This window comes from Streptomyces sp. NPDC127595, assembly GCF_042671685.1.
Lineage (GTDB): Bacteria > Actinomycetota > Actinomycetes > Streptomycetales > Streptomycetaceae > Streptomyces.
Genome location: NZ_JBHXWK010000001.1, coordinates 639,460 through 663,082, shown reverse-complemented (window position 1 = coordinate 663,082; position 23,623 = coordinate 639,460). Strand labels below are relative to the sequence as shown.

The window sequence follows — 23,623 nt, the reverse complement described above, 5'->3', positions numbered from 1 at the left end:
TCCCCCAGAGAGCCGGGATATTGACGAGCGGTCAGACCCAGGGGTTCCCGCAAATGAATTTCGGATTCCCGTCGCGGCCGGGCCCACCCCATCGAACTCACCGCTCCGCCCACCAGGCGAACAACTCGACCACTTATAAGGCGCCCGCACTTCATTGACACCATGGCATGCCCATGTAATGCAATGGGGCATGGGAGCGCTCCCCATGCCTCATCACTCATCTCCGCATCCGCGAGGAAGCCGAACCGCCGACCGAAGGACCCCGCACCCGAACTGTCAGTGGCCGCTGATCGCCCTGGGCGCGTACGGCTGCTCCAGTTCCCCGATCTCCTTCTCCGTCAACTCCACGGCGAGCGCGGCCACCGCGTCCTCGACGTGGTGCGCCTTGGTGGCGCCGACGATGGGGGCGGTCACCGCGTCCTGATGCAGCAGCCAGGCGAGGGCGATCCGCGCGCGCGGCACGTCACGCGCGGCGGCGATCCGGGCGACGGCGTCGACGATCTCGTGGTCGCCGTCCTGATAGAGGTTCCTGCCGTACTCGTCGGTCCGGCTGCGCGCGGTGGCGGTGTCCCAGTCGCGGGTGAGCCGGCCGCGGGCCAGCGGGCTCCAGGGCAGCACCCCTACGCCCTGGTCCTCGCAGAGCGGCAGCATCTCGCGCTCCTCCTCCCTATAGAGGAGGTTGTAGTGGTTCTGCATGGAGACGAACCGTGTCCAGCCGTTCAGCCGGGCCGTGTACTGGGCCTTGGAGAACTCCCAGGCATACATCGAACTCGCCCCGATGTACCGGGCCTTGCCCGCCTTCACCACGTCATGCAGGGCCTCCATCGTCTCCTCGACGGGGGTGGCGTGGTCGAAACGGTGGATCTGGTACAGGTCGACATAATCGGTGTCCAGCCGGCGCAGGCTGTTGTCGATCTCCGTCATGATCGCCTTGCGCGACAGACCGTGGGCGTTGGGCCCCTCATGCATGGAACCGTTGACCTTGGTGGCGATGACGACCTCGTCGCGGCGCGCGAGGTCCGCCAGCACCCGTCCGACGATCTCCTCGCTGGTGCCGTCGGAGTAGACGTTCGCGGTGTCGAAGAAGTTGATCCCGGCCTCCAGCGCCTGGCGGATCAACGGACGCGACGTCTCCTCGTCGAGCGTCCACTCATGGGTGCCGCGATCCGGCAGCCCAAAGCTCATGCAGCCCAGGCAGATCCGGGACACGTCCAGGCCCGTCGAACCGAGCTTCACGTACTGCATGCTCACTCCTGCCCTCCATGACGGTGGCGGTCAGGCCCGGTGCGGCGGCCGTGGCCGGGTCGCGGTCCAGACCTTCGGGAGAGCCATTCTCTGTCACCGACTCCTCAGCCGCACGACCGCCTCTGTCGCAGCGGGCACCGATGGCCCCGGCCGACGCCGGCGGGCGTTCTGCCCGACAAGAGCTGAATCTCGTTTACCCGAGCGCCATGTCGGCATGCGGGACAAAAATGACGTCGAGGGGGTGGAACAGGACCGGTCCGGACATTGTGAAGCCGACCATGAACGCCGAAGTGTCGGATCCCACCCTTTTACGCAAGGCCAGGTTTCAGCTATGTGAAGAAAAACTTGTTGCACATTCAATTTGAGTGACCGAAAACAATCCCTTCACGGGCGATCCCCTGACACCCGTTTCTGACGTATCGTCAAGTGTGGTTGGTGGCTGACGAGTTGGGGCAGAGGCGGGCAAGAGTGAACGACTGACCAGTTCCAGCTGTGCTTCTGGTGGGACCTTGGTTACCAGTTGGTAAGTCAGACCCCCGGAGCTGTGTCGACGACGTTAAATTATGCGCGTCCACCCGCCCTTTGAGAGTTTGACTTTCACAGGGGTGCGCAATGAGTATGAGCGGGCCGCGCACCGAAGTCGCTGCGCGTTCCAGCGCTCTCCCCCATCTCATCCTCACACTTGTGTGATTTGGAGCGTTCGCGTGCCTGTGCCGAATTTTGTTACTTCCGGGCTGTTTGCCGTCGAAGACATTGTCATCGCCGTGAACCCGTTCGCCGTCGCTTCGGCACGGCTCACCGCGGCTGCCGTGCGTGCCGGTGGTCTGGGCGTGCTCGACCTCACCTCGGGCGGGCGCCGCGCCGCGGCACAACTCGCGCTCGCGGAGGAGTGGTCGGCCGCCGGATTCGGCGTACGAGTCGCCGACAACGATGCCTTTCCCGCGCGGGAGCTGCCCGCCGCCGTACACACGGTCCTGCTGACCAGCGACGCCTCCTGCACGCCCGCCGAGTTCCCCGGCCGGCGCGTGCTCGTCGAGGTGACCGGTCGCGAGCAGGCCCTGACGGCCGCCGCGGCCGGGGCCCACGGGCTCATCGCCCGGGGCCACGAGGCCGGCGGCCCCATCGGTGAACTGAGCACCTTCGTGCTGGTGCAGCAGCTCCTCGCCGACCCGGAGCTGGACCTGCCGGTCTGGGCCTGCGGCGGTGCCGGCCCGCACACCGCAGCGGCCGTCGTCGCCGGCGGCGGCGCCGGTGTCGTCCTCGACACCCAGCTCGCCCTGCTCTCCGAGGCCGAGTCCGAGCTGCCCGCCGAGACCACCACGCTGCTCGCCGGGCTCGACGGCTCCGAGACCACCGTGGAGGACGGCCGCCGCGTCGTACGACGCCGCAGACCGGGCACGGTACCCACCGAAGGTGACTCCCCGGCCCCCGAGATCGGCCAGGACGGCTTCCTCGCGGCCCGCTTCCAGGAACGCTGGGGCACCGTCCACGCTGCGGTACGCGGGATACGCGACTCGGTCCTCGACGCCCTGAAGAACGCCGGTCCCGCGCTCGCCCCCGGCGGCGCGGGCAGCCGGGCACTCGGCACCCAACTGCCCGTCGCCCAGGGTCCGATGACCCGTGTGAGCGACCAGGCCGCGTTCGCGGCCGAGGTGGGCCGCGCGGGCGCGCTGCCCTTCATCGCCCTCGCGCTCTCCGGCGCCGAGCAGACTCGCGCAGTCCTTGAGGAGACCCGGGACGCACTCGGCGACAAGCCGTGGGGTGTCGGCGTCCTCGGATTCGCCGACGAGGAGATCAAGGCCGCCCAGCTCGACGTCGTACGGGAGATCCGCCCCTCCCACGCGATCATCGCGGGCGGCCGTCCCGCGCAGGCCGCCGCGCTGGAGGAAGTGGGCATCTCCACCTTCCTGCATGTGCCGTCGCCGGGGCTGCTGAAGCAGTTCCTGGAGGCGGGCGCGCGCAAGTTCATCTTCGAGGGCGCCGAGTGCGGCGGCCATGTCGGCCCGCGCAACAGCTTCCCGCTGTGGGAGGCGCAGCTCGGAGTGCTCGACGACTTCCTGGCGGGCAGCAAGAAGGTCAAGGCCGCCGAACTGCAGCTGCTGTTCGCCGGTGGGGTGCACGACGAGCGGTCGGCCGCCATGGTCACCGCTCTCGCCGCGCCGCTCAGCGCGCAGGGTGCCGCCGTCGGCGTACTGATGGGCACCGCTTATCTGTTCACCGAAGAGGCCGTGACCGCGGGCGCGGTGCTGCCCCTGTTCCAGCAGCAGGTGATCGAGGCCGAGCGCACCGATCTCCTGGAGACCGCTCCGGGACACGCCACCCGCTGCGTGAACAGCCCGTTCACCGACGAGTTCGCCGCCGTCAAGGAAGACCTCGCGGCCCGCGAGGTACCCGGCCGGGAGGCCTGGGAGCAGCTGGAGCAGCTCAACGTCGGGCGGCTGCGACTGGCCAGCAAGGGCATCGAGCGCGTCGAGGGCGGACTGAGCGCGGTCGGCGAGGAACGACAGCTCGCCGAAGGCATGTTCATGGCCGGCGAGGTCGCCGTGCTGCGCTCCGAGGTCACCACCGTCGCCGCGCTGCACACCGCGGTCACCACCGGCGCGGCACACTTCCTCACCGCGCGGCTGCGCGGCCTGGGGATCGAGGAGCCGGCCGCCGCGCCCGCCCCCGAGCCGCTCGACATCGCCATCGTCGGCATGGCCTGCATGTTCCCCGGCGCCCCCGACCTCGCCAGCTTCTGGGCGAACGTCCTCGCCGGCGACGACGCGGTCACCGAGGTACCCGCGAGCCGCTGGGACGCGGACCTGTACCACGACCCGGACGGCGCGGGCGAGAAGACGCCGTCCCGCTGGGGCGGTTTCCTCCCCGAGATTCCCTTCGAGCCGCTGCGGTACGGGATTCCGCCGGCCTCGCTGCCCGCCATCGAACCCGTACAGCTGCTGGCACTCGAAGCCGCGCGTCGCGCCCTTGAGGACTCCGGCTACGGAACCCGGACCTTCGACCGGGCCCGCGCGTCGGTCGTGTTCGGCGCGGAGGCCGGCAGCGACCTGTCGAACGCGATGACGCTGCGTTCCGTACTGCCCGCCTACCTGGGCGAGCTGCCGCCCGCGCTCGACGAGCAGTTGCCGCGCCTGACGGAAGACTCCTTCCCGGGCATCCTGGCCAACGTCATCTCCGGCCGGATCGCCAACCGTCTCGACCTCGGCGGCGCCAACTACACGGTGGACGCGGCCTGCGCGTCCTCGCTCACCGCGGTCGACGTGGCGTGCAAGGAACTGACCAGCGGTACCAGCGACATGGTGCTGTGCGGCGGCGCCGACCTGCACAACGGCATCAACGACTACCTGCTCTTCGCCTCCGCGCACGCCCTCTCCCCCTCCGGCCGGTCCGCCCCCTTCGACAGCACGGCCGACGGCATCGCGCTCGGCGAGGGCGTCGGCTGCGTCGTCCTCAAGCGGCTCTCCGACGCGGAGCGCGACGGCGACCGGGTGTACGCGGTCATCAAGGGTGTCGGCAGCGCCAGCGACGGCCGGGCGCTCGGTCTCACCGCGCCCCGGCCCGAGGGCCAGTACAACGCGCTGGCCCGCGCCTACCACAACGCGGGTGTCTCGCCCGCCGAGGTGGGTCTCGTCGAGGCGCACGGCACCGGCACAGTCGTCGGTGACCGCACCGAACTCGGCTCCCTCACCAGGGTGTTCGAGGACGCCGGTGCGCTGCCCGGCAGTTGCGCGCTCGGCTCGGTCAAGTCGCAGATCGGGCACACCAAGTGCGCCGCCGGGCTCGCCGGACTCATCAAGACCTCGCTCGCCCTGCACACCGGCGTGAAGCCGCCGACCCTGCACCTCACCGAGCCGAACCCGGCCTGGGACGCGCAGAGCAGCCCGTTCGCCTTCCACACCGAGGCCCGCCCCTGGGCGGCGGCTCCGGCCGACCGAGTCGCCGGAGTCAGTGCGTTCGGCTTCGGTGGCACCAACTTCCATGTCGTCCTGCGTGCTTACCAGGACGGTCCGCCGCCCGTCACCTCGGCCCAGCAGTGGCCCGCCGAGCTGTTCACCTTCCGGGGCTCCGACCGGGCCACGGCCGTACGGGCCGCCGCCGATCTGCTCGCGCTCGTCGAAGGGGACTCCGGCGCGTACGAGCCCTGGCGGCTGCGGGACTTCGCGCTCGCCGCGTCCAAGCGCGCCGAGTCCGTCGCCACGCGTGGCGCGCGGGTCTGGATCGCGCTCGTGGCCGAGTCGACCGAGGACCTGACGGCCCTCCTTCGTCGGGCCGTTGCGGGTGAACACGCTCCGAAGGAAGGCCTGTTCGCCGCCGACGAATCCGAGCCCGGCGATCTGGCGCTGCTCTTCCCCGGGCAGGGCAGCCAGCGGCCCGGGATGTTCGCCGAGCTGTTCGTGGCCTTCCCCGAGCTCCAGCGGAATCTGCGGCTCGACGAGGACACGGCGCGGGTGCTCTTCCCGCCGTCCGCCTTCGACGACAAGAGCCGCAAGGAGCAGCAGGCGCGGATCACCGACACGACGGTCGCGCAGCCTGCCCTCGGCCTCACCGGACTCGCCGCCCACCAGCTCCTCGCCCGGGCCGGCGTACGGCCCGCGATGGCCGCAGGACACAGCTACGGAGAACTGGCGGCTCTGGCCGCGGCGGGTGCTCTCACGCCCGACGTGCTGCTGCGCGCCAGCCGTGACCGGGCCGCCGCCATCCTGGGCGCCACAGGTGACGGCGACCCCGGCACCATGGCCGCCGTCGCCGGGGACGAGCCGGAGGTCGCGGCGGCCCTCGTCGACGCCGGCCTTGCCGGAACAGTGGTGACGGCGAACCGCAACTCGCCCCGCCAGACGGTGATTTCGGGCCCCACCGAGGACGTCCTCACCGCTGTGGAGCGGCTGAAGGCGCACGGGCTCAGCGCGAAGCGGATCCCGGTGGCGTGCGCGTTCCACAGCCCGCTGGTCGCCGCGGCCGGCGAGACCTTCGCCGGGGTTCTGGCCGAAGTCCCGGTCGGCGCGACCGACTTCCCGGTGTGGTCGAACCGCACCGCCGAGCGCTACCCCGAGTCGCCCGAGGCGATCCGGGCCGAACTGGCCGCCCAGATCGGCGCACCCGTCCGGTTCGCCGACCAGATCGAGGCCATGTACGAGGCCGGGGCGAGGATCTTCGTCGAGGCAGGACCCGGCGCGGTGCTCACCCGGCTGGTGGGCAAGATCCTCGGCGACCGGCCGCACCGGACGGTCGCGCTGGAGGACGGCCCGCGCAGCGGGCTCACCGGTTTCCTCTCCGCGCTCGCCCAACTGGCCGTCGCCGGTGTCGACATCAGGACCGCCTGGCTCTTCCAGGGCCGGGACGCGGTCGCCTCCGACGCCCGGGCCACCCGCCGCAAGCGCGCCGCCTGGACCGTCGACGGACATCTGCTCCGCACCGCGGACGGCGCTCTCCCCGCCGCCGCACTCCACCCCGCCCAGCGTCTCCCGGAGGCCCTCGTGACCCACAGCACGTCAGCCGGACCGGTGGCCGCCACCGGCTCCGAGGCTCTCATCACCGAATTCCTGCGGACGAGCCGGGAGATGATCGCGGCTCAGCGGGATGTGATGCTGGGATATCTGGGGACGGATCCGGGAGTGCGGCCGGCGTCTCCGGCCCCGCTCGCCTACGCCGACGCTCCCGCCCGGGTCACGTACGCGGACGCTCCCGTCACCGTGACCGCGCTGCCCGCCGTCCCGGCTCCGCGGCCTTCGGCGGACCCTGTGCCGGCCCTGGCGGCGGTGCCCGCCGGTGTCTCGGTGCTGTCGGTCGTGCTCGACGTGATCGGCGAGCGCACGGGATACCCGGTCGACATGATCGAACCCGACCTCGACCTGGAGGCCGACCTCAGCGTCGACTCCATCAAGCGCGCGGAAATCGCCGGAGAGTTGGCAGGCCGTCTGGGCCTGACCGCGACCAGCGAGACCGACGTGGAGGAGCTGGCGAAGGCCCGTACCGCCGCCGCCATCACCGCCCTTGTCGAGCGGTTCACCGGGCCCGGATCGGCCCCCGCGCCGGCTCCCGCTGTCACCGGCGGACCCGAGATACCGAGCGCCGAGTCCGTTCTCGCGCTGGTGCTCGACGTGATCGGAGAGCGGACGGGATACCCGGTCGACATGATCGAACCGGACCTCGACCTGGAGGCCGACCTCAGCGTCGACTCCATCAAGCGGGCGGAAATCGCCGGGGAGTTGGCGAGCAGGCTGGGCCTGACCGCGACCGGCGAGTCCGACGTGGAGGAGCTGGCGAAGGCCCGTACCGCCGCCGCCATCACCGCGCTGCTGGCGGGCGCCCAGGGCGGGGCAGCCCCCGCCGAGGCACCGGCGGCAGTGACCGTCGCGGCCGTGGTCGAGCCCGTGGAAACCGCTGCGGCCGGCTCGCCGGCCGTCGTGGTGGCTCCCAAGCGTCTCGTCATGCAGGAGTTCGACCTCTCCCCCGCCGTCCCGGCCGAGGGTGAGCTGACCGGCCGCAACTTTCTGATCCTGGGCGAGGGACCCGTGGCCGAGGCAGTGGCCGCCCTCCTCCCCACACACGGAGCCAAGGCGGTGACCGCCGACCAGCCTCCGGCCGGCGGGAGTTTCGACGGGCTGATCCACGTTGTCGCGGCTGACGGTCCGCTCGTCCTGCCGGAGATCTTCTCCTCCTACCAGCAGGTGCTGGCGGACAACCCGCGCTGGGTGCTGGCCGCGGGCGCCTCGGCCGGGCTGCGTGGATTCTTCCGGTCGGTCGCACGCGAGTACCCCGACACGGTCGCCCGGGTCGTCGAGCACACCCCCGGCACCACGGCGGAGGACATCGCCGCAGATCTCGTCGCCGAACTCACCGCTCCCGACCGCGAGCCGGTCGTCCTGCGCGCGCCCGGCACCCGCCGCGGACTGCGCATGACCGAAGAGGGTCTCGGCCTGCTCGGCAGCACCGGCGCGGGCCCGGCCGGGGACGGCGCCGCCGAGGCCGCCGCCCTCGGCCTCGACTCCGACTCGGTCGTGCTCCTGGTGGGCGGCGCGCGCGGGATCACCGCCCGCTTCGCCGCCACCCTCGCCGGGGCGAGCCGCTGCCGCATCGAACTGTTCGGCCGTACCCCTCTCGCCGAGGGCGCGGAGGACCCCGCCCTCGCCGCCGCGAACACCGCGGGCGAACTGCGCACGGCGCTCATCGCGGGCGGACTGCGGGTGCCCGCCGAGATCGAGCGCGCGATCGGCCGGATCCAGGCCGAACGCGAGGTGCGCGGCACGCTGAGCAAGCTCACCGGGCTCGGCTCCCAGGTGCGCTACCGCGCCGTCGACGCACTGGACAGTGAGGCCGTACGCGGGGCGATCAAGGAGATCCACGCCGAATACGGCAGGCTCGACGGCGTCGTGTACGCGGCGGGTGTGATCGAGGACAAGCTGATCGCGGAGAAGACCCCCGAGTCGTACGACAGGGTGTTCCGCACGAAGGTCGACGGAGCGCGCGAACTGCTCGAAGCGATAGGCGAGTTGGCGGACGGCCCGCGGTTCGCGGTGCTGTTCGGCAGCATCGCGGCGACCCTCGGCAACCGCGGCCAGTCCGACTACGCCGCCGCCAACGACGCCCTGGAAACCCTCGGCACCGACTGGGCGGCCGACGGCGAGGGCCGCCGCGGGCTGACCGTCCACTGGGGCCCCTGGGCGCCGACGGGCGAGGGCAACCACGGCATGGTCACGCCCGAGCTGATGCGGCACTACGCGAGCCGCGGCATCCAGCTCATCGACCCCGACGAGGGCACCATGAGCCTGCTCCGCGAACTGGCCTGGGGCCCCGAGGGCGACACCGCCGTCGTCTACACCGCCTCCGGCTGGTGAACCTGATGACAGGATCGCGTGCCGAACCCATCGCCATCGTCGGGATGTCGGTGCTCTTCCCCGGCGCCCCCGACCTCGACACGTACTGGCAGAACCTGGTCGCCGGCACCGACGCCATCACCGAAGTCCCGCCGGGCCGCTGGGACGTCGAGGAGCACTACGCTCCCGGCGCCGAGCCCCGCGCCGACCGCGTCTACTGCCGGCGCGGTGGCTTCGTGGACGAGCTGGCCGAGGTGGACGTCACCGAGTTCGGCATCATGCCGGCCGCGGTGCCGGCCACCGAGCCCGACCAGCTCATCGCGCTGAAGGTGGCCGCACAGGCCATCGCCGACGCGGGCGGCGCGGACCGGCTGCCCGCCGACCGGCACCGGATCGGCGTGGTGCTCGGCCGGGGCGGCTACCTCACCCCCGGCCTGGTCAGGCTCGACCAGCGGGTCCGCACCGCGAGCCAGCTGGTGCGGACCCTGGGCGAGCTGCTGCCCGACCTGGGCGCCGACCAACTGGAAGCGGTACGGGAGGCGTTCACCGACCGGCTCGGTCCTGAGGCGCCGGAGTCCTCGATCGGGCTCGTGCCCAACCTGGCCGCGTCCCGGCTGGCCGGGCGGCTCGACCTGCGCGGCCCCGCGTACACCGTGGACGCCGCCTGCGCCTCCTCGCTCATCGCCGTCGACCAGGCGGTGCGCGAACTCGCCAGCGGGCGCTGCGACGTGATGCTCGCGGGCGGGGTGCACCACTGCCACGACATCACCTTCTGGAGCGTGTTCAGCCAGCTCGGTGCGCTCTCGCCGAGCGAGCGCATCCGGCCGTTCCACAAGGGTGCGGACGGTGTGCTGATCGGTGAGGGCACCGGCGTCGTCGTCCTCAAACGGCTCGCCGACGCCGAGCGCGACGGCGACCGGATCTACGCCGCCATCACCGGCACCGGCATCGCCTCCGACGGACGTACGACCAGTCTGATGGCCCCCGACTCCGGCGGCCAGGTCCGCGCGGTTCGGCAGGCCTGGGAAGCCGCCGGGCTCGACCCGGCGGCGCCCGGTTCGATCGGGCTCCTGGAGGCGCACGGCACCGCCACCCCGGCCGGTGACGGGACCGAACTCACCACGCTGGCCGAGGTGTTCGGGCCGCCGCCGGCGGATGTGAGCGCCGACCGGCCGGCCGCCGTCATCGGCTCGGTGAAGTCGATGATCGGCCACACCATGCCCGCCGCGGGCGTCGCGGGGCTCGTCAAGGCCGCGCTCGCCGTCCACCACGGCGTGCTGCCGCCGACCCTGCACTGCGAGGACCCGCATCCGGGGCTGGCCAGTACCCGGTTCACCCCGATCGACACCGCCCGCCCCTGGCAGGCCGACGAACGCCAGCCCGTACGCCGCGCCGCCGTCAACGCCTTCGGCTTCGGCGGCATCAACGCGCATGTGGTGATCGAGCAGGTCGAGGCGAAGCCGGTGGCCCGGCCCGCCGAGGTCTACGAGCCGGAGCGGGTGCTGCGGCTGACCGCGCCGACAGCCGAGGCGATGGCCGCGCTCCTTGACCGCGACGACGCCACGGTCCTCGCGGCCGGTCTCGACGAGCGTGCGGTCGCGTCGGACTCCGACCCGGTGCGGCTCGCGGTCGTCGGACCCACGGCGAAGCGGCTGGCACTGGCGCGGAAGGCGGTCGCCAAGGGCAAGGGCTGGCGCGGCCGCAACGACGTGTGGTTCGTGCCGCGCCCGCTGCTCGGCCCCGGCGGCGGAAAGCTCGCGTTCGTCTTCCCCGGTCTTGAGGCCGAGTTCACGCCCAACTCCGAGGACATCGCACGGCACTTCGGGCTCACCGCCGTCGCAGACGCCACCGTCGGAGACGTGGGCCGCCAGGGCACCGGTGTCTTCGAACTGGGCCGGCTCCTGGACACCGCGCTGCGCCGGCTCGGTGTCGTACCCGACGCGCTCGCCGGACACAGCCTCGGCGAGTGGACGGCGATGGCCGCCGCCGGGATCCACGCACCCGACGAGGTCGACGCCTTCCTCGCCGGCTTCGACCCCGACTCGCTGAGCGTTCCCGGACTGGCCTTCGCCGTGGTCGGCGCCCCGGCGGAGCAGGTCCTCGCGGAACTGTCCGGCCAAGGTGATGTGGTGCTCTCGCACGACAACGCGCCCAACCAGTCGATGATCTGCGGCCCGGAGACCGCCGTCACCGAACTCGTCGAGCGGTTCCGCGCCCGGGCGGTGATCTCGCAGATCCTGCCGTTCCGGTCCGGCTTCCACACGCCCATGCTGAAGCCGTATCTGGATCCGATCAGGGAGGCGGCGGAGACCTACTCCCTGCACCCGGCCAAACTGCCGCTGTGGTCCGCGACGACCGTCGCCCCCTACCCGGCCGAACCCGACGCGATCCGCGACCTGTTCGTCCGTCATCTGCTGGAGCCGGTCCGCTTCCGGCCGCTGGTCGACACCATGTACGAGGCGGGCTTCCGGGCCTTCGTCCAGCTCGGGGCCGGACAGCTCGGCTCACTCATCGACGACACACTCCACGGGCGCGACCACCTCGTCGTCCCCGCGCACTCGCCGCACCGCTCGGGGCTTCCCCAACTGCACCGCGTCGTCAGCGCGTTGTGGGCGGACGGCGCGGAGCCGCAGCCCGCAGCACTCCTCGGCGCGGCCAAGGCCGCGGCCGCGGTACGGCGCCGCCCGATCAAGCTGGACCTCGGGGGCGCGGCGGTCTCCCTCGACGCGGAGACGCGTCGGCGGGTGGGAGCGTCGCTGCACCGGACGCCCGCTCCGCAGACGAGCCTGGACCTGGCCGGACTCGGCGAACAGGGCGCCCTGGGCGCGGAGTTGACGGCACTTCTGCGCGATGCGTCCGCACTCGCCTCGGACGTGGTGACGGCGAGCCGACGCAGACCCGGCACGACCGCGCCCGGACGTTCCGGCCTCGTCGCTCCGGTTCCCCGGCCGCGTGCCGTCCAGCCGGCCGAGACGCATCCCCGGCCCGGTCCCGTCGGCCCCCTCGAAACCACTCTCCACGTCTCCGTCGACACCATGCCGTACCTCCTGGACCACTGCTTCTTCAAGCAGCCCGCCCAGGCCGAACCGGCCGACAGCTGGCCGGTCGTCCCCGGCACCACGGTGATCGCCCACCTGATGGACTTCGCCGAGCGTGCCGCGCCCGGTCACCGCGCGGTGGCCGTCCACGACGTACAGCTGAACCAGTGGGTCACCGCCACCCCGTCGGTCGACATCCCGGTGCGGATCGTGCCCGAGGGCCCGGGCCGGGTCACCGCCTCGCTCGGCTCCTACGCGAAGGCCGTCGTCGAACTCGCCGCCGAACACGGGCAGTTCGCGCCCGTCGCGCCGTGGACCTTCCCCGCCGCGGAAGAGCAGAAGCCCGACATGACGGCAGCGGAGCTCTACACCCGCCGCTGGATGTTCCACGGACCGCGGTTCCAGGGGGTGAGCGAGCTGACGGCGATCGGCGACCAGCATGTGCGGGGCATTCTCATCACCCCGCCCGCGCCCGGCGCGCTGCTGGACAACGTGGGGCAGCTGCTCGGCTACTGGATCATGTCCAGACTCCCGGTCCGCACCACGGTGTTCCCGGTCGGCATGAAGGAGATCCGCTTCCACGGAGCGCACCCCGCCCCCGGCGAGGAGCTGGAGTGCCTGATCAAGATCACGTCCGTCACCGAGGCCGCCCTCGAAGCGGACATGCAGCTCGTCCACCAGGGGCGGGTCTGGGCGGAGTTCACCGGCTGGCAGGACCGCCGCTTCGACAGCAATCCGCGGATCCGCAAGGTGGACCGCGAGCCCGAGCTCAACACCCTGTCCGTGATGCAGCCCGGCGGCTGGGCGCTGGTCCACGAGGAGTGGCCCGACCTGGCGACCCGTGAACTGATCATGCGGAACATCCTGGCGGGCGAGGAGCGCGAGCAGTACGCGACCCACGCACCGCGCGGCCGACGCCAGTGGCTGCTGGGACGGATCGCGGCCAAGGACGCCGTGCGGCAACTGCTGTGGGACGGCGGCGCGGGTCCGCTCTTCCCCGCCGAGGTACGGGTCGGCAACGACCCGGCCGGCAAGCCCTTCGTCACCGGCGGCTACGGCAGGACCCTGCCCGCGCTGCATGTCTCCCTCGCCCACCGAGGCGAGACCGCGGTGGCGATGGCCAGGACCGACGGGCCCTGCGGTATCGACATCGAGGAGATCACCGACCGCCCCGAGGGCACCCTCCTCGCCGCGCTCACCCCCCACGAGCGCGAGCTGCTCCGGGCACTCGCGCAGGACACCCCGGAGCGACTCTGGTTCACCAGGTTCTGGGCCGCCAAGGAAGCCGTTGCAAAGGCGCGCGGCACCGGACTCGGCGGCGAGCCCAAACAGTTCGAGATCACCGCGGCGGACGGCGCCCTGCTGACCGTACGCACCGCGGGCGAGGAGTACCTCGTGCGGTATCGCGAACTGACCACCCCCCAGCCGGCCGGCCACCCCGGCAAGGAGTACGTCGTGGCCTGGACGGCCGTCAACGATGAGGAGAACGCAGATGACCACTGAAATCACCGAACTCGAAGCCGCCGCGCGCCCGGCAGCCCCCGACGAGGCGACCGTACTCGCGAGCATCTCGGCCATCCTGCGCACCGTGCTGGAGGAGTACGGGCTCGACGACGCCGAGATCACCCTGGAGACGTCCTTCCACGACGACCTGGAGCTGGAGAGCATCGACCTCGTCACGCTCTCCGCCCAGCTCCGCGAGTTCTACGGCGAGCGCGTCAACTTCGCCGCGTTCATAGCCGACCGCGGCCTGGACGAGATAATCGCCCTGACCGTCGGCGACCTCGTCGGCTATGTGGTGGGCTCCCTCGCCGTCGCCGAGGTGGGCTGACCATGCCGACGATCCACGTCAACGGAATCGACGTCCACTACCAGCGTCTTGGCCACACCGGTGACGTGCCGCGTCCCGTCGTCGTCCTCATCCACGGCCTGCTCATCGACAGCCTCGCCAGCTACTACTTCAGCCTCGCCCCGCAGCTCGCCGAAGAAGGCATGGACGTCGTGATGTACGACCTTCGCGGGCACGGCAAGACCTCCAGACCGCCGACCGGCTACCGGATGGAGGACTTCGTCACCGACCTGGACGAGCTCCTCGACGCGCTCGCCGTCGACCGCCCGGTGCACCTCGTGGGCAACTCCTTCGGCGGCGCCGTCGCGTACGGCATGGCCGCCGCCCACCCCGAGCGGGTCGCCAGCGTCGTCGCCATCGAGGCCGAACCGCCCGCCCGGCCCTGGGCGCAGGCCATGTACGAGGGCCTGGTCGGCGAGCAGGGCGGCCTGGTGGTCCAGGAGGTCACCGAGTGGCTGCGGGACAACCCGGGCGAGCGCAACGTCCGGCCGTTCCGGGCCGCGGGCAGGGTGCTGGACCAGACCGCCCTCGCCCAGGAGATCCCGCAGAGCGACCTCATCGACGAGGACCTCTCCGCGATCCGCTGCCCGGTCTTCGCCGTCTTCGGCGGCGCTTCGAAGCTCTCCGCGCAGACGGCGATGCTGGAGGCCTCACTGGCGGACTGCCGCACCGTCGTGCTGCCCGACCGGGGTCACTCGGTGCTGGTGGAAGCCACCAAGGAGACATACGTCCTGGTGCGCGACTGGCTGTTCGGCCAGACGCACGCCCTGCGGGAGGCCCGCTAGATGGGCAGGTTCCTCTTCGTGGTGCCCCCGCTGGTCGGGCACATCAACCCGGCGGTGGGCACCGCGGCGACGCTGGCCGCCCGCGGGCACGACGTCGCCTGGGCGGGTCACCCCGAGCTGATCCGGGGCCTCGCGGGAGCCGACGCCGTGGTGTTCCCGTGCGCGCTGCCCGAGGACGTACTGTCCCGGCCGGCCGAGCTCAAGGGTCCCGCCGCCTTCCAGTTCCTCTGGGAGAGCTTCCTGATCCCGCTGGCGGACGCGATGGCGCCCGGCGTACGGGCAGCGATCGAGGCGTACGGTCCCGATGTCGTCGTCTCCGACCAGCAGGCGGTGGCGGGCGCGCTGATCGCCGAGTCCCTGGGGCTGACCTGGGTGACCTCGGCCACCACCTCCGCCGAACTGGTCGACCCGCTGGCCGGCATGCCCAAGGTCGCGGCCTGGCTGGACGGACTGCTGGCGGACCTGCGTGAGCGGATCGCGGGCGGCTGGGGCGAGGCGGATCCCCGTTTCTCGCCGCACGGCGTGCTCGCGTACACCACACGCGCACTGCTCGGCCCGGCCGAACTCCCGGACCGGGTCTGGCTGGTGGGCCCGTCCATAGCCGCCCGCCCGGCAAGTCCCGACGAGTTTCCGTGGAGTTGGCTGGACGAGTCCACGCTGCCCACCGTCCTCGTCAGCCTCGGCACGGCGAACACGGACGCGGGTGTCCGCTTCCTCAACACGGCCGTGGCGGCGCTGGCCGGCATGGCGGACCGGGTGCGTGCCGTGCTCGTCGATCCCGGCGGGGTCGTCGAAGACCCCGTCGCCGACAACATCCTGGTGCGCCCGCACGTGCCTCAACTCGCCCTGCTGGAGCGGCTCGACGCCGTCGTCTGCCACGCGGGCCACAACACCGTCTGCGAGACGCTGTGGCACGGCGTCCCCCTCGTCGTCGCCCCCATCCGCGACGACCAGCCGATCGTCGCCGGTCAGGTCGTCGACGCGGGAGCCGGAGTACGGCTGCGCTTCGGGCGGGCCGACGCGGCGAAGATCGCTGCCGCGGTCGAGACCGTGCTAGACCCCTCCGGCGGTCACCGCAAGGTGGCCGAGGAGATCGGGGAGTCCTTCCGGGCAGCGGGCGGCAGCGCGGCCGCCGCCACCCGGCTCGAAAAGCTGCTGGCCGAAGCGGCCGCGACCGGAGTACGAGGCGCATGACCGAGAACAGCCCGTCCACTGACCGACCAAGCACCCCCACCGGCTCGTTCGGCGCCCTGATCGGCTACGCGAAGCCGCACTGGCGGGTGTTGCTCCTCTCCCTCGTGCTCACACTCCTGGCCAGCGTCTCGGGTCTGGTCCAGCCGAAGTTCGCCCAGGCGATCCTGGACCGGCTCGACGAGGGCGCCGACGTAGCCGAGCCGGTCGCGCTGCTCGCCGCGTTCCTGGCGGCAGGCGCCCTGCTCACCGGCATCAACGCCTGGCTCCAGCAACGGACTTCGGAGCGGGTGGTCCGCGAGGTCAGGACCGGTCTCGTCCGCCGGCTGATCCGGCTGCGGGTCTCCGAGCTCGACCAGCGGGCACCCGGCGACCTCATCGCCCGTGTCACCTCCGACAGCACGCTCCTCAAGAGCGCCGCCACCGAGGGCCTGATCATGACGGTGAACGGCGTACTGACCTTCGCCGGAGCCCTGTTCATGATGGCGACCCTGGATGTACGGCTGCTGGGCGTCACGTTCCTCGTCCTGTGCCTGGTCGGCATCGTGATCACGATGATCCTGCCGCGGATCAAGGCCGCGGTGGCCCGCTCGCAGACCTCCGTCGGCGCGGTCGGCGCCGTGCTCGACCGCACCCTCGGCGCGGCCCGCACGGTCAAGGCCAACGGCGCCGAGGGCCGCGAGACACAGGCCGCCGAGGAGGCGGTCGACGAGGCGTACGCGGCCGGACTGGTCGGCGCGCGCTACAGCGCCCTGGTCACGATGGTCGGCGGTGCCTCCATCCAGACCGCGTTCCTGGTCGTGCTCGGCGTCGGCGGCGCCTTCGTCGCGAACGGCACCATGTCGGTCTCCGAGCTGATCGCCTTCCTGCTGTACGTGTTCTTCCTGGCGAGCCCGGTCTCCCAGCTCGTCGGCGGCGCCGCCCAGCTCCAGCAGGGACTCGGCGCGGTGGGCCGGATCCAGGAGGCCGCCGGACTGCCGATCGAGGACGACATCGACTCCCCCGCGGTCACCGCCTTCGGGCCCCCGCCGGACATCGAGCTGACCGACGTCGAGTTCACCTACCCGGGCCGCGCCCCGGCGCTGCGCGGCGTGAGCTTCACCGTCCCCAGTGGCACCCAGACCGCGCTGGTCGGTCTGTCGGGCGCCGGCAAGACCACGCTCTTCTCGCTCCTCCAGCGCTTCTACGAGCCGACCGCCGGCTCGATCAGGATCGGCGGCCAGGACATCTCCACCCTGCCGCGCGGCGAGGTGCGACGCCGTATCGCGTACGTCGAGCAGGACTCCCCGGTCATGTCCGGCACCCTCCGCGAGAACCTGCTCTACGCCGCGCCCGAGGCGACCGCCGAGGAACTGTCCGAGGTCCTGGCCGTCACCCGCCTCGACAGCCTGGTGGCCCGCCTGCCCATGGGCCTGGACACGGCGGTGGGCCCGCGCGGTGTCACCCTCTCCGGCGGCGAACGCCAGCGCCTCGCCATCGCCCGCGCCCTGCTGCGCCGCCCTCAGGTGCTGCTGCTCGACGAGGCGACGGCCCAGCTCGACGCCCGCAACGAGCAGGCGCTGAGCGAACTGGTCGGCCGTACCGCCGGACAGTGCACGGTCCTCCTCATCGCGCACCGGCTGTCCACGGTGACCGAGGCAGACCAGATCGTGGTCCTGGAACACGGTGACGTCCGCGCGATCGGCACCCACCGCACCCTTGTCGACGACGACGAGCTCTACCGGGAACTCGCGGCGACACAGCTCCTGGCCGCCGAACCCCAGGTGTAGGGCCCGCGGCCGGGAAGCTCCGGCGGAGTTCGGTGGTTGACGTCCCTGACGACGACAGCGACCGAACTCCGCCGGAGCACTCATGCCGAGCCCGCACCAGCCGCCCGCCTCACCGGGGCCGCGCCCTGAACCGGTGCGCTTCTCCGTGCTCGACCGCTCCCGCACCCGCGAGGGGCACGACGCCCCCGAAGCCCTGCGGGACACCGTACGGCTGGCCCAGGACCTTGAGTCTCTCGGCTATCACCGTTTCTGGGTCTCGGAGCACCACGGTGTGCCGGGAGTCGCCGGCTCCGCGCCGACCGTACTGGCCGCCGCAGTCGCCGCCGCCACCCGTACGATCCGGGTCGGCACCGGCGGCGTGATGCTGCCGAACCACCAACCACTCGTCGTGGCCGAACAGTTCGGCGTCCTGGAGTCCTTGTTCCCGGGCCGGATCGACATGGGCCTGGGCCGTTCCGTCGGCTTCACGGACGGCGTACGCAGGGCGCTCGGCCGGGAGAAGGACGACGCCGAGGACTTCGCGGCGCAGCTCGCCGAACTGCTCGACTGGTTCCGCGGCACGTCGTCGACCGGCGTCCACGCCCGCCCCTCCGAAGGCCTCACCGTGCCGCCCTTCGTCCTGGCCATGGGCGAGGGCGCGACGATCGCGGCGCGGGCCGGCCTGCCCATGGTCATCGGCGACCTCAGGCACCGCGACAAGATGCGCCGCGGGATCGATCACTACCGCGAGACGTTCCGCCCCTCCGTCTGGGCCCGGGAGCCGTACGTCGTCATCTCCGGCACGGTCGCGGTCGCCGCGACCCCGCAGGACGCCCGCCGCCTGCTCCTCCCGGAGGCCTGGTCGATGGCGTACTCCCGCACCCACGGCACGTTCCCGCCCCTGCCGCCCGCCGATCAGGTCGAGGCGCGGCCGATGACCGCCAAGGAACGGGCTCTCTACGAGTCCGGCCTCACCGGTCACATCACCGGCACGGAGGAGCAGGTCGCCCACGACCTGGAAACCCTCATCAAGGAAACCGGCGCCCAGGAGGTCCTGGTCACCACCAGCACGTATGACCGGGACGCCCTCCTGGACTCGTACCGGAGGCTCGCCAGGGTCACGGGACTGACCGAGAGCTGAGGCTTTGCCGTCGTACTCCCCACGAAGCACGAAAGCACGACGGCCTCTTCCATCAAGCCCCGTATGGATGTGCGTGCGGGCCGGGCATCCGCAGTCCTCCTTGTGCGGCGCGGGCCAGCTCGCGACGGTCGGTGTAGTCGCCCGGTGCGAGTACGGGTCGCAGGTCCAGCTCGGCGACCAGGGCGCGGGCCGAGACGACCCGCCACACCGAGGTGAGGAGGGAATCGCTCCCGACGAACGCGGGCGCGGTGCTCGCCGCTCCCCCGTCCAGCCGGTAGTGGATGCGTACCGGCTGAACGGGCACACCGGCGTCGAGCGCGGCCTGGAAGACGGCCCGGCGGAAGTACCCCTGTGCCCTGCCGCACCAGGTGCTGCCTTCCGGGAACACCACCATCGTGGACCCGGCGCGGAGGGTGTCCGCCATCCGCGCGACCGTTTGCGGCAGTGCGCGCAGCCGGTCCCGCTCGATGAACAGCGCGCCGCTGCTCGCGGTCAGCGCGCCCGCCACGGGCCACTGCCGGATCTCGGCCTTGGCGATCATCCGTCCGGGACGGACGGCGGCGAGCAGCGGGATGTCCATCCAGGAGATGTGGTTGGCGACCACCAGCAGGCCGCCGGCGGGAGGGGTGGCACCGGTGACCCGCAGGCGCACGCCGGCGGCCCGGACCATCGTCCGGCACCACGTCCTGATGAGCCGGTCGCGCGGTGCGGCCGGGATCCGGCCGACGACGGGGATCAGCACGATCCCGAAGACGAGCACGAACAGGAGCGTGGACAGCCGCAGTACGGCGAGCGGTGCGGCGGCCATCGAGCCCGTGGAGTCCACGCAGAAGCGCGGGGTGCACGGGGCGCTGGGCAGCCAGGCGCTGGTGGGCGTCTGGACGGGCCGGAAGGAGACCGGCCGCATCCCGCGGCGAGGCGACGGCAGCTTCCTGGTGGTGGCAGGGAAGGCCGCCGTGGCGACTGCCGGGTTGACGAGCGCCGCCGTGTCACGGCGAGGGCGCAGTATCACGCCCACCCGTGACGCGCGGATGACCCCGTTGCGAGTGGCGGCGCCTATGACGCCGGTGCGGGAGGCGTTCATCAGGCCGGTACGAGCGAGAGGAAGTGCCGCAGATAGCGCGGGTTGACCTTGCGCATCGACAGCAGCACGTACAGGTCGGCGACGCCGAAGTCCGCGTCGTGCGCGGGCTCCGCGCAGACCCAGGCGCCGAGCCGCAGATAGCCGCGCAGCAGCGGGGGCAGTTCGGTGCGTGCGGGCCGGGCGACGCCCTCGGCGCTCCAGGGAAGCAGCGGCCGTACGCGGTACTCCTCGGGCGCGAGGTGCTTGGCCTTGACGCGGTCCCAGGTGCCCGCGGCGAGCGTGCCGCCGTCGGCGAGCGGGATGGAGCAGCAGCCGGCCAGCCACTCGTGGCCGCCTTCGACCATGTAGCGCGCTATCCCGGCCCAGATGAGACCGATGACGGCGCCGTCGCGGTGGTCGGGGTGCACGCAGGAGCGGCCGACCTCGACGAGCCCGGAGCGGATGGCGGCCAGCGGGCCGAGGTCGAACTCGCTCTCCGAGTACAGGCGTCCGGCGACGGCGGCCCGCTCGGGCGGCAGCAGCCGGTAGGTTCCGACGACCTGGCCGGTCTCCGTGTCACGGACCATGAGGTGATCGCAGTAGGCGTCGAAGGCGTCGATGTCGAGACCCGGCTGGGGGGTGGTCAGCAGGGCGCCCATCTCTCCCGCGAACACGTCGTGACGCAGCCGCTGTGCGGCGCGGACGTCGTCCTCGTCGCGGGCGAGGGTCACGGTGTAGCGGGTGGGGGCGGCCGACAGTGGGGGGCTGTCGAGCGTGGATACGCCGGTCATGGCACTCTCCTGGTCACGGGCCGGTTCGGCGGAGCGGTGGCAGCCCGGATCTGTTCGGTCTGCGCGCTCCTGTTCTTCCGACGCCGGTTGGCCTAGGAGTTACCTGTGCCGAGAGCCAGGATGTGAGGATGCTGAATGCCAGGGGACGGCAAGGACGGGCGCCCGTACGGAATCCGCCCCTCCGCAGATGCGAGACGGGACCGGGCTGAGCACCACCCCCGGTCCCGCCCGTCCGCACATTGACGGCGAACGTCGTACGGCTACCGCTTTCCCGCCTTACGGGTCGCGCGCAGCCACTCCTTGTTCATCCCGGTGATGGAGACCAGCGGGATCCCCTTGGGGCAGGCGGTCGCGCATTCTCCGGCGAGAGTGCAGCCGCCGAAGCCCTCTTCGTCCATCTGCGCCACCATGTCCAGGACGCGGGTCTCGCGCTCGGGCGCGCCCTGCGGCAGCACGTTGAGGTGGTTGATCTTCGCCGAAGTGAACAGCATCGCGGCGCCGTTGGGGCAGGCCGCGACGCAGGCGCCGCAGCCGATGCACTCGGCGTGTTCGAAGGCGAAGTCGGCGTCCGGCTTGGGCACGGGCGTGGCGTGGGCCTCGGGCGCCGCTCCCGTCGGGACGGTGATGTAGCCGCCGGCCTGGATGATCCGGTCGAAGGCCGACCGGTCGACGACGAGGTCCTTCACGACCGGGAACGCCGAAGCGCGCCACGGCTCGACGTCGATGGTGTCGCCGTCCTTGAAGGACCGCATGTGGAGCTGGCAGGAGGTGGTGCGCTCGGGGCCGTGTGCGTCGCCGTTGATGACGAGTGAGCAGGCGCCGCAGATGCCCTCGCGGCAGTCGTGGTCGAAGGCGACGGGGTCCTCGCCCTTGAGGATGAGTTCCTCGTTGAGGGTGTCGAGCATCTCCAGGAAGGACATGTCGGCCGAGATGCCGTCCACTTCGTAGGTGGACATCGCTCCGTCGGCGTCGGCGTTGCGCTGCCGCCAGACGCGCAGGGTGAGCTTCATGCGTAGCTCCGCTGGGTGGGGTGGACGTACTCGAAGACCAGGTCTTCCTTGTGCAGGACGGGCGCGCCGCCGGTGACTGTGAACTCCCAAGCCGCCGCGTACGAGAACTCCTCGTCCTTGCGCGCCGCTTCGCCGTCCGGGGTCTGGGACTCCTCGCGGAAGTGCCCGCCGCAGGACTCGCTCCGGTTCAGCGCGTCGAGGCACATGAGCTCGGCGAGTTCGAGGTAGTCGACGATCCGGTTGGCCTTCTCCAGCGACTGGTTGAACTCCTCGCCGATGCCGGGAACCTTGATGCGCCGCCAGAACTCCTCGCGGATCTGCGGGATGCGCTCAAGTGCCTTGCGCAGCCCGGTCTCCGTGCGGGCCATGCCGCAGAACTCCCACATGAGTTCGCCGAGTTCGCGGTGGAAGGAGTCGGGGGTGCGGTCGCCGTCGACGGACAGGAGCAGCCGCAGCCGGTCCTCGGTCTCGGCCAGCACCTCCTGGACTGCCGGGTGTTCGTCGGTGACCTGCTCGTGGTGGGGGTTGCGGGCGAGGTAGTCGTTGATGGTCGAAGGCAGGACGAAGTAGCCGTCGGCGAGGCCCTGCATCAGGGCCGAGGCGCCCAGCCGGTTCGCGCCGTGGTCGGAGAAGTTGGCCTCGCCGATCGCGAACAGGCCCGGAATCGTGGTCTGGAGGTCGTAGTCGACCCACAGTCCGCCCATCGTGTAGTGCACGGCGGGGTAGATCCGCATCGGCACGGTGTACGGGTCCTCGGCGGTGATCCGGGCGTACATGTCGAAGAGGTTGCCGTACTTCTCCTCGACCTTGGCCTTGCCCATCCGCCGGATGGCGTCGGCGAAGTCGAGGTAGACGCCCTGGCCGCCGGGGCCGACTCCGCGCCCTTCGTCGCAGACGTTCTTGGCGGCCCGGGAGGCGATGTCGCGGGGCACGAGGTTGCCGAAGGCGGGGTAGATGCGCTCGAGGTAGTAGTCGCGCTCGTCCTCGGGGATCTCGTTCGCCGGGCGGGTGTCGCCCTGCGCCTTCGGCACCCAGATCCGGCCGTCGTTGCGCAGCGACTCGCTCATCAGCGTCAGCTTCGACTGGTGTTCGCCGGTGCGCGGGATGCAGGTGGGGTGGATCTGGGTGAAGCAGGGGTTGGCGAAGTAGGCGCCGCGCCGGTGCGCCCGCCAGATCGCGGTCGCGTTGGAGTTCATCGCGTTGGTCGAGAGGTAGAAGACGTTCCCGTAGCCACCGCTGGCCAGGACGACGGCGTCCGCGAAGTACGTGTCGATCTTCCCGGTGATCAGATCGCGGGCGACGATTCCGCGGGCCCGGCCCTCGACGACGATCACGTCGAGCATCTCGGTCCGCGCGTGCATCTCGATGTTGCCTGCGGCGATCTGCCGTGACAACGCCTGGTACGCGCCGAGAAGGAGCTGCTGGCCCGTCTGGCCGCGGGCGTAGAAGGTCCGCGACACCTGGACGCCGCCGAACGAACGGGTGTCGAGCAGTCCGCCGTACTCGCGCGCGAAGGGCACGCCCTGTGCGACGCACTGGTCGATGATCTCGACCGAGATCTGGGCGAGGCGGTGGACGTTGGACTCCCGTGCCCTGAAGTCGCCGCCCTTGACGGTGTCGTAGAACAGCCGGTGCACGGAGTCGCCGTCGTTGCGGTAGTTCTTCGCCGCGTTGATGCCGCCCTGAGCGGCGATCGAGTGGGCGCGGCGGGGCGAGTCCTGGTAGCAGAACTGCACGACGTGGTAGCCCTGTTCGGCGAGCGTGGCGCCGGCGGAGCCGCCCGCGAGGCCCGTGCCGACGACGATCACCGTGTGCTTGCGACGGTTGGCGGGGTTGACGAGCTTCGCCTCGAAACGGCGCGTGTCCCAGCGCTCGTTGACCGGGCCCTGCGGGGCCTTGCCGTCGACGACCGGCTCACCGGTCACGAAGTCCGCGTAAGAGGTCATGG

At 71.6% G+C, this 23,623-nt stretch carries 12 protein-coding genes; 7 read left to right on the top strand and 5 right to left on the bottom strand.

What is annotated here, in order from left to right; all coding sequences use genetic code 11:
* Positions 1-276: 276 nt before the first annotated feature.
* Positions 277-1,245: an aldo/keto reductase gene (locus tag ACFVKT_RS02820; RefSeq protein WP_385726836.1), complete on the bottom strand. Its 969-nt coding sequence runs from the start codon at positions 1,243-1,245 to the stop codon at positions 277-279.
* 764 nt (positions 1,246-2,009) lie between these two features.
* On the opposite strand from ACFVKT_RS02820, the gene ACFVKT_RS02815 reads away from it, so the two are divergent.
* The 7 genes from ACFVKT_RS02815 (at position 2,010) to ACFVKT_RS02785 (ending at position 18,811) form a co-directional block, all read left to right on the top strand.
* Positions 2,010-9,080, top strand: coding sequence for an SDR family NAD(P)-dependent oxidoreductase (locus tag ACFVKT_RS02815; RefSeq protein WP_385726834.1), 7,071 nt, complete (start codon positions 2,010-2,012; stop codon positions 9,078-9,080).
* A 5-nt stretch (positions 9,081-9,085) separates the two neighbouring features.
* Entirely contained in the window at positions 9,086-13,600 is a 4,515-nt protein-coding gene (locus tag ACFVKT_RS02810) for a beta-ketoacyl synthase N-terminal-like domain-containing protein (RefSeq protein WP_385726832.1), read from the top strand.
* Complete coding sequence (locus ACFVKT_RS02805) at positions 13,590-13,928, top strand: phosphopantetheine-binding protein (protein WP_385726830.1); 339 nt, start codon at positions 13,590-13,592, stop codon at positions 13,926-13,928. The genes ACFVKT_RS02810 and ACFVKT_RS02805 overlap by 11 nt, the downstream gene beginning before the upstream one ends.
* Positions 13,929-13,930: 2 nt before the next feature.
* Positions 13,931-14,731, top strand: coding sequence for an alpha/beta fold hydrolase (locus ACFVKT_RS02800; RefSeq protein WP_385726828.1), 801 nt, complete (start codon positions 13,931-13,933; stop codon positions 14,729-14,731).
* Positions 14,732-15,925, top strand: a complete 1,194-nt coding sequence (locus ACFVKT_RS02795) for a glycosyltransferase (RefSeq protein WP_385726826.1) — start codon at positions 14,732-14,734, stop codon at positions 15,923-15,925.
* Positions 15,922-17,691 (top strand): ABC transporter ATP-binding protein, encoded by a 1,770-nt coding sequence (locus ACFVKT_RS02790; protein WP_385726825.1) that lies wholly within the window; start codon positions 15,922-15,924, stop codon positions 17,689-17,691. Before ACFVKT_RS02795 ends, ACFVKT_RS02790 begins: the two co-directional genes overlap by 4 nt.
* A gap of 82 nt (positions 17,692-17,773) precedes the next feature.
* Positions 17,774-18,811 (top strand): LLM class flavin-dependent oxidoreductase, encoded by a 1,038-nt coding sequence (locus ACFVKT_RS02785; protein WP_385726823.1) that lies wholly within the window; start codon positions 17,774-17,776, stop codon positions 18,809-18,811.
* 52 nt (positions 18,812-18,863) lie between these two features.
* Here the strand turns inward: ACFVKT_RS02785 and ACFVKT_RS02780 are convergent, their stop codons facing one another.
* The 4 genes from ACFVKT_RS02780 to ACFVKT_RS02765 form a co-directional block, all read right to left on the bottom strand.
* Positions 18,864-19,718: a lysophospholipid acyltransferase family protein gene (locus ACFVKT_RS02780; RefSeq protein WP_385728110.1), complete on the bottom strand. Its 855-nt coding sequence runs from the start codon at positions 19,716-19,718 to the stop codon at positions 18,864-18,866.
* 176 nt (positions 19,719-19,894) lie between these two features.
* A complete protein-coding gene (locus tag ACFVKT_RS02775) occupies positions 19,895-20,665 on the bottom strand; it encodes a GNAT family N-acetyltransferase (RefSeq protein ID WP_385726821.1) in 771 nt (256 codons plus the stop codon).
* A 260-nt stretch (positions 20,666-20,925) separates the two neighbouring features.
* Positions 20,926-21,675: a succinate dehydrogenase/fumarate reductase iron-sulfur subunit gene (locus tag ACFVKT_RS02770; protein WP_385726819.1), complete on the bottom strand. Its 750-nt coding sequence runs from the start codon at positions 21,673-21,675 to the stop codon at positions 20,926-20,928.
* Complete coding sequence (locus ACFVKT_RS02765; RefSeq protein WP_385726817.1) at positions 21,672-23,621, bottom strand: fumarate reductase/succinate dehydrogenase flavoprotein subunit; 1,950 nt, start codon at positions 23,619-23,621, stop codon at positions 21,672-21,674. The genes ACFVKT_RS02770 and ACFVKT_RS02765 overlap by 4 nt, the downstream gene beginning before the upstream one ends.
* Positions 23,622-23,623 lie beyond the last annotated feature (2 nt).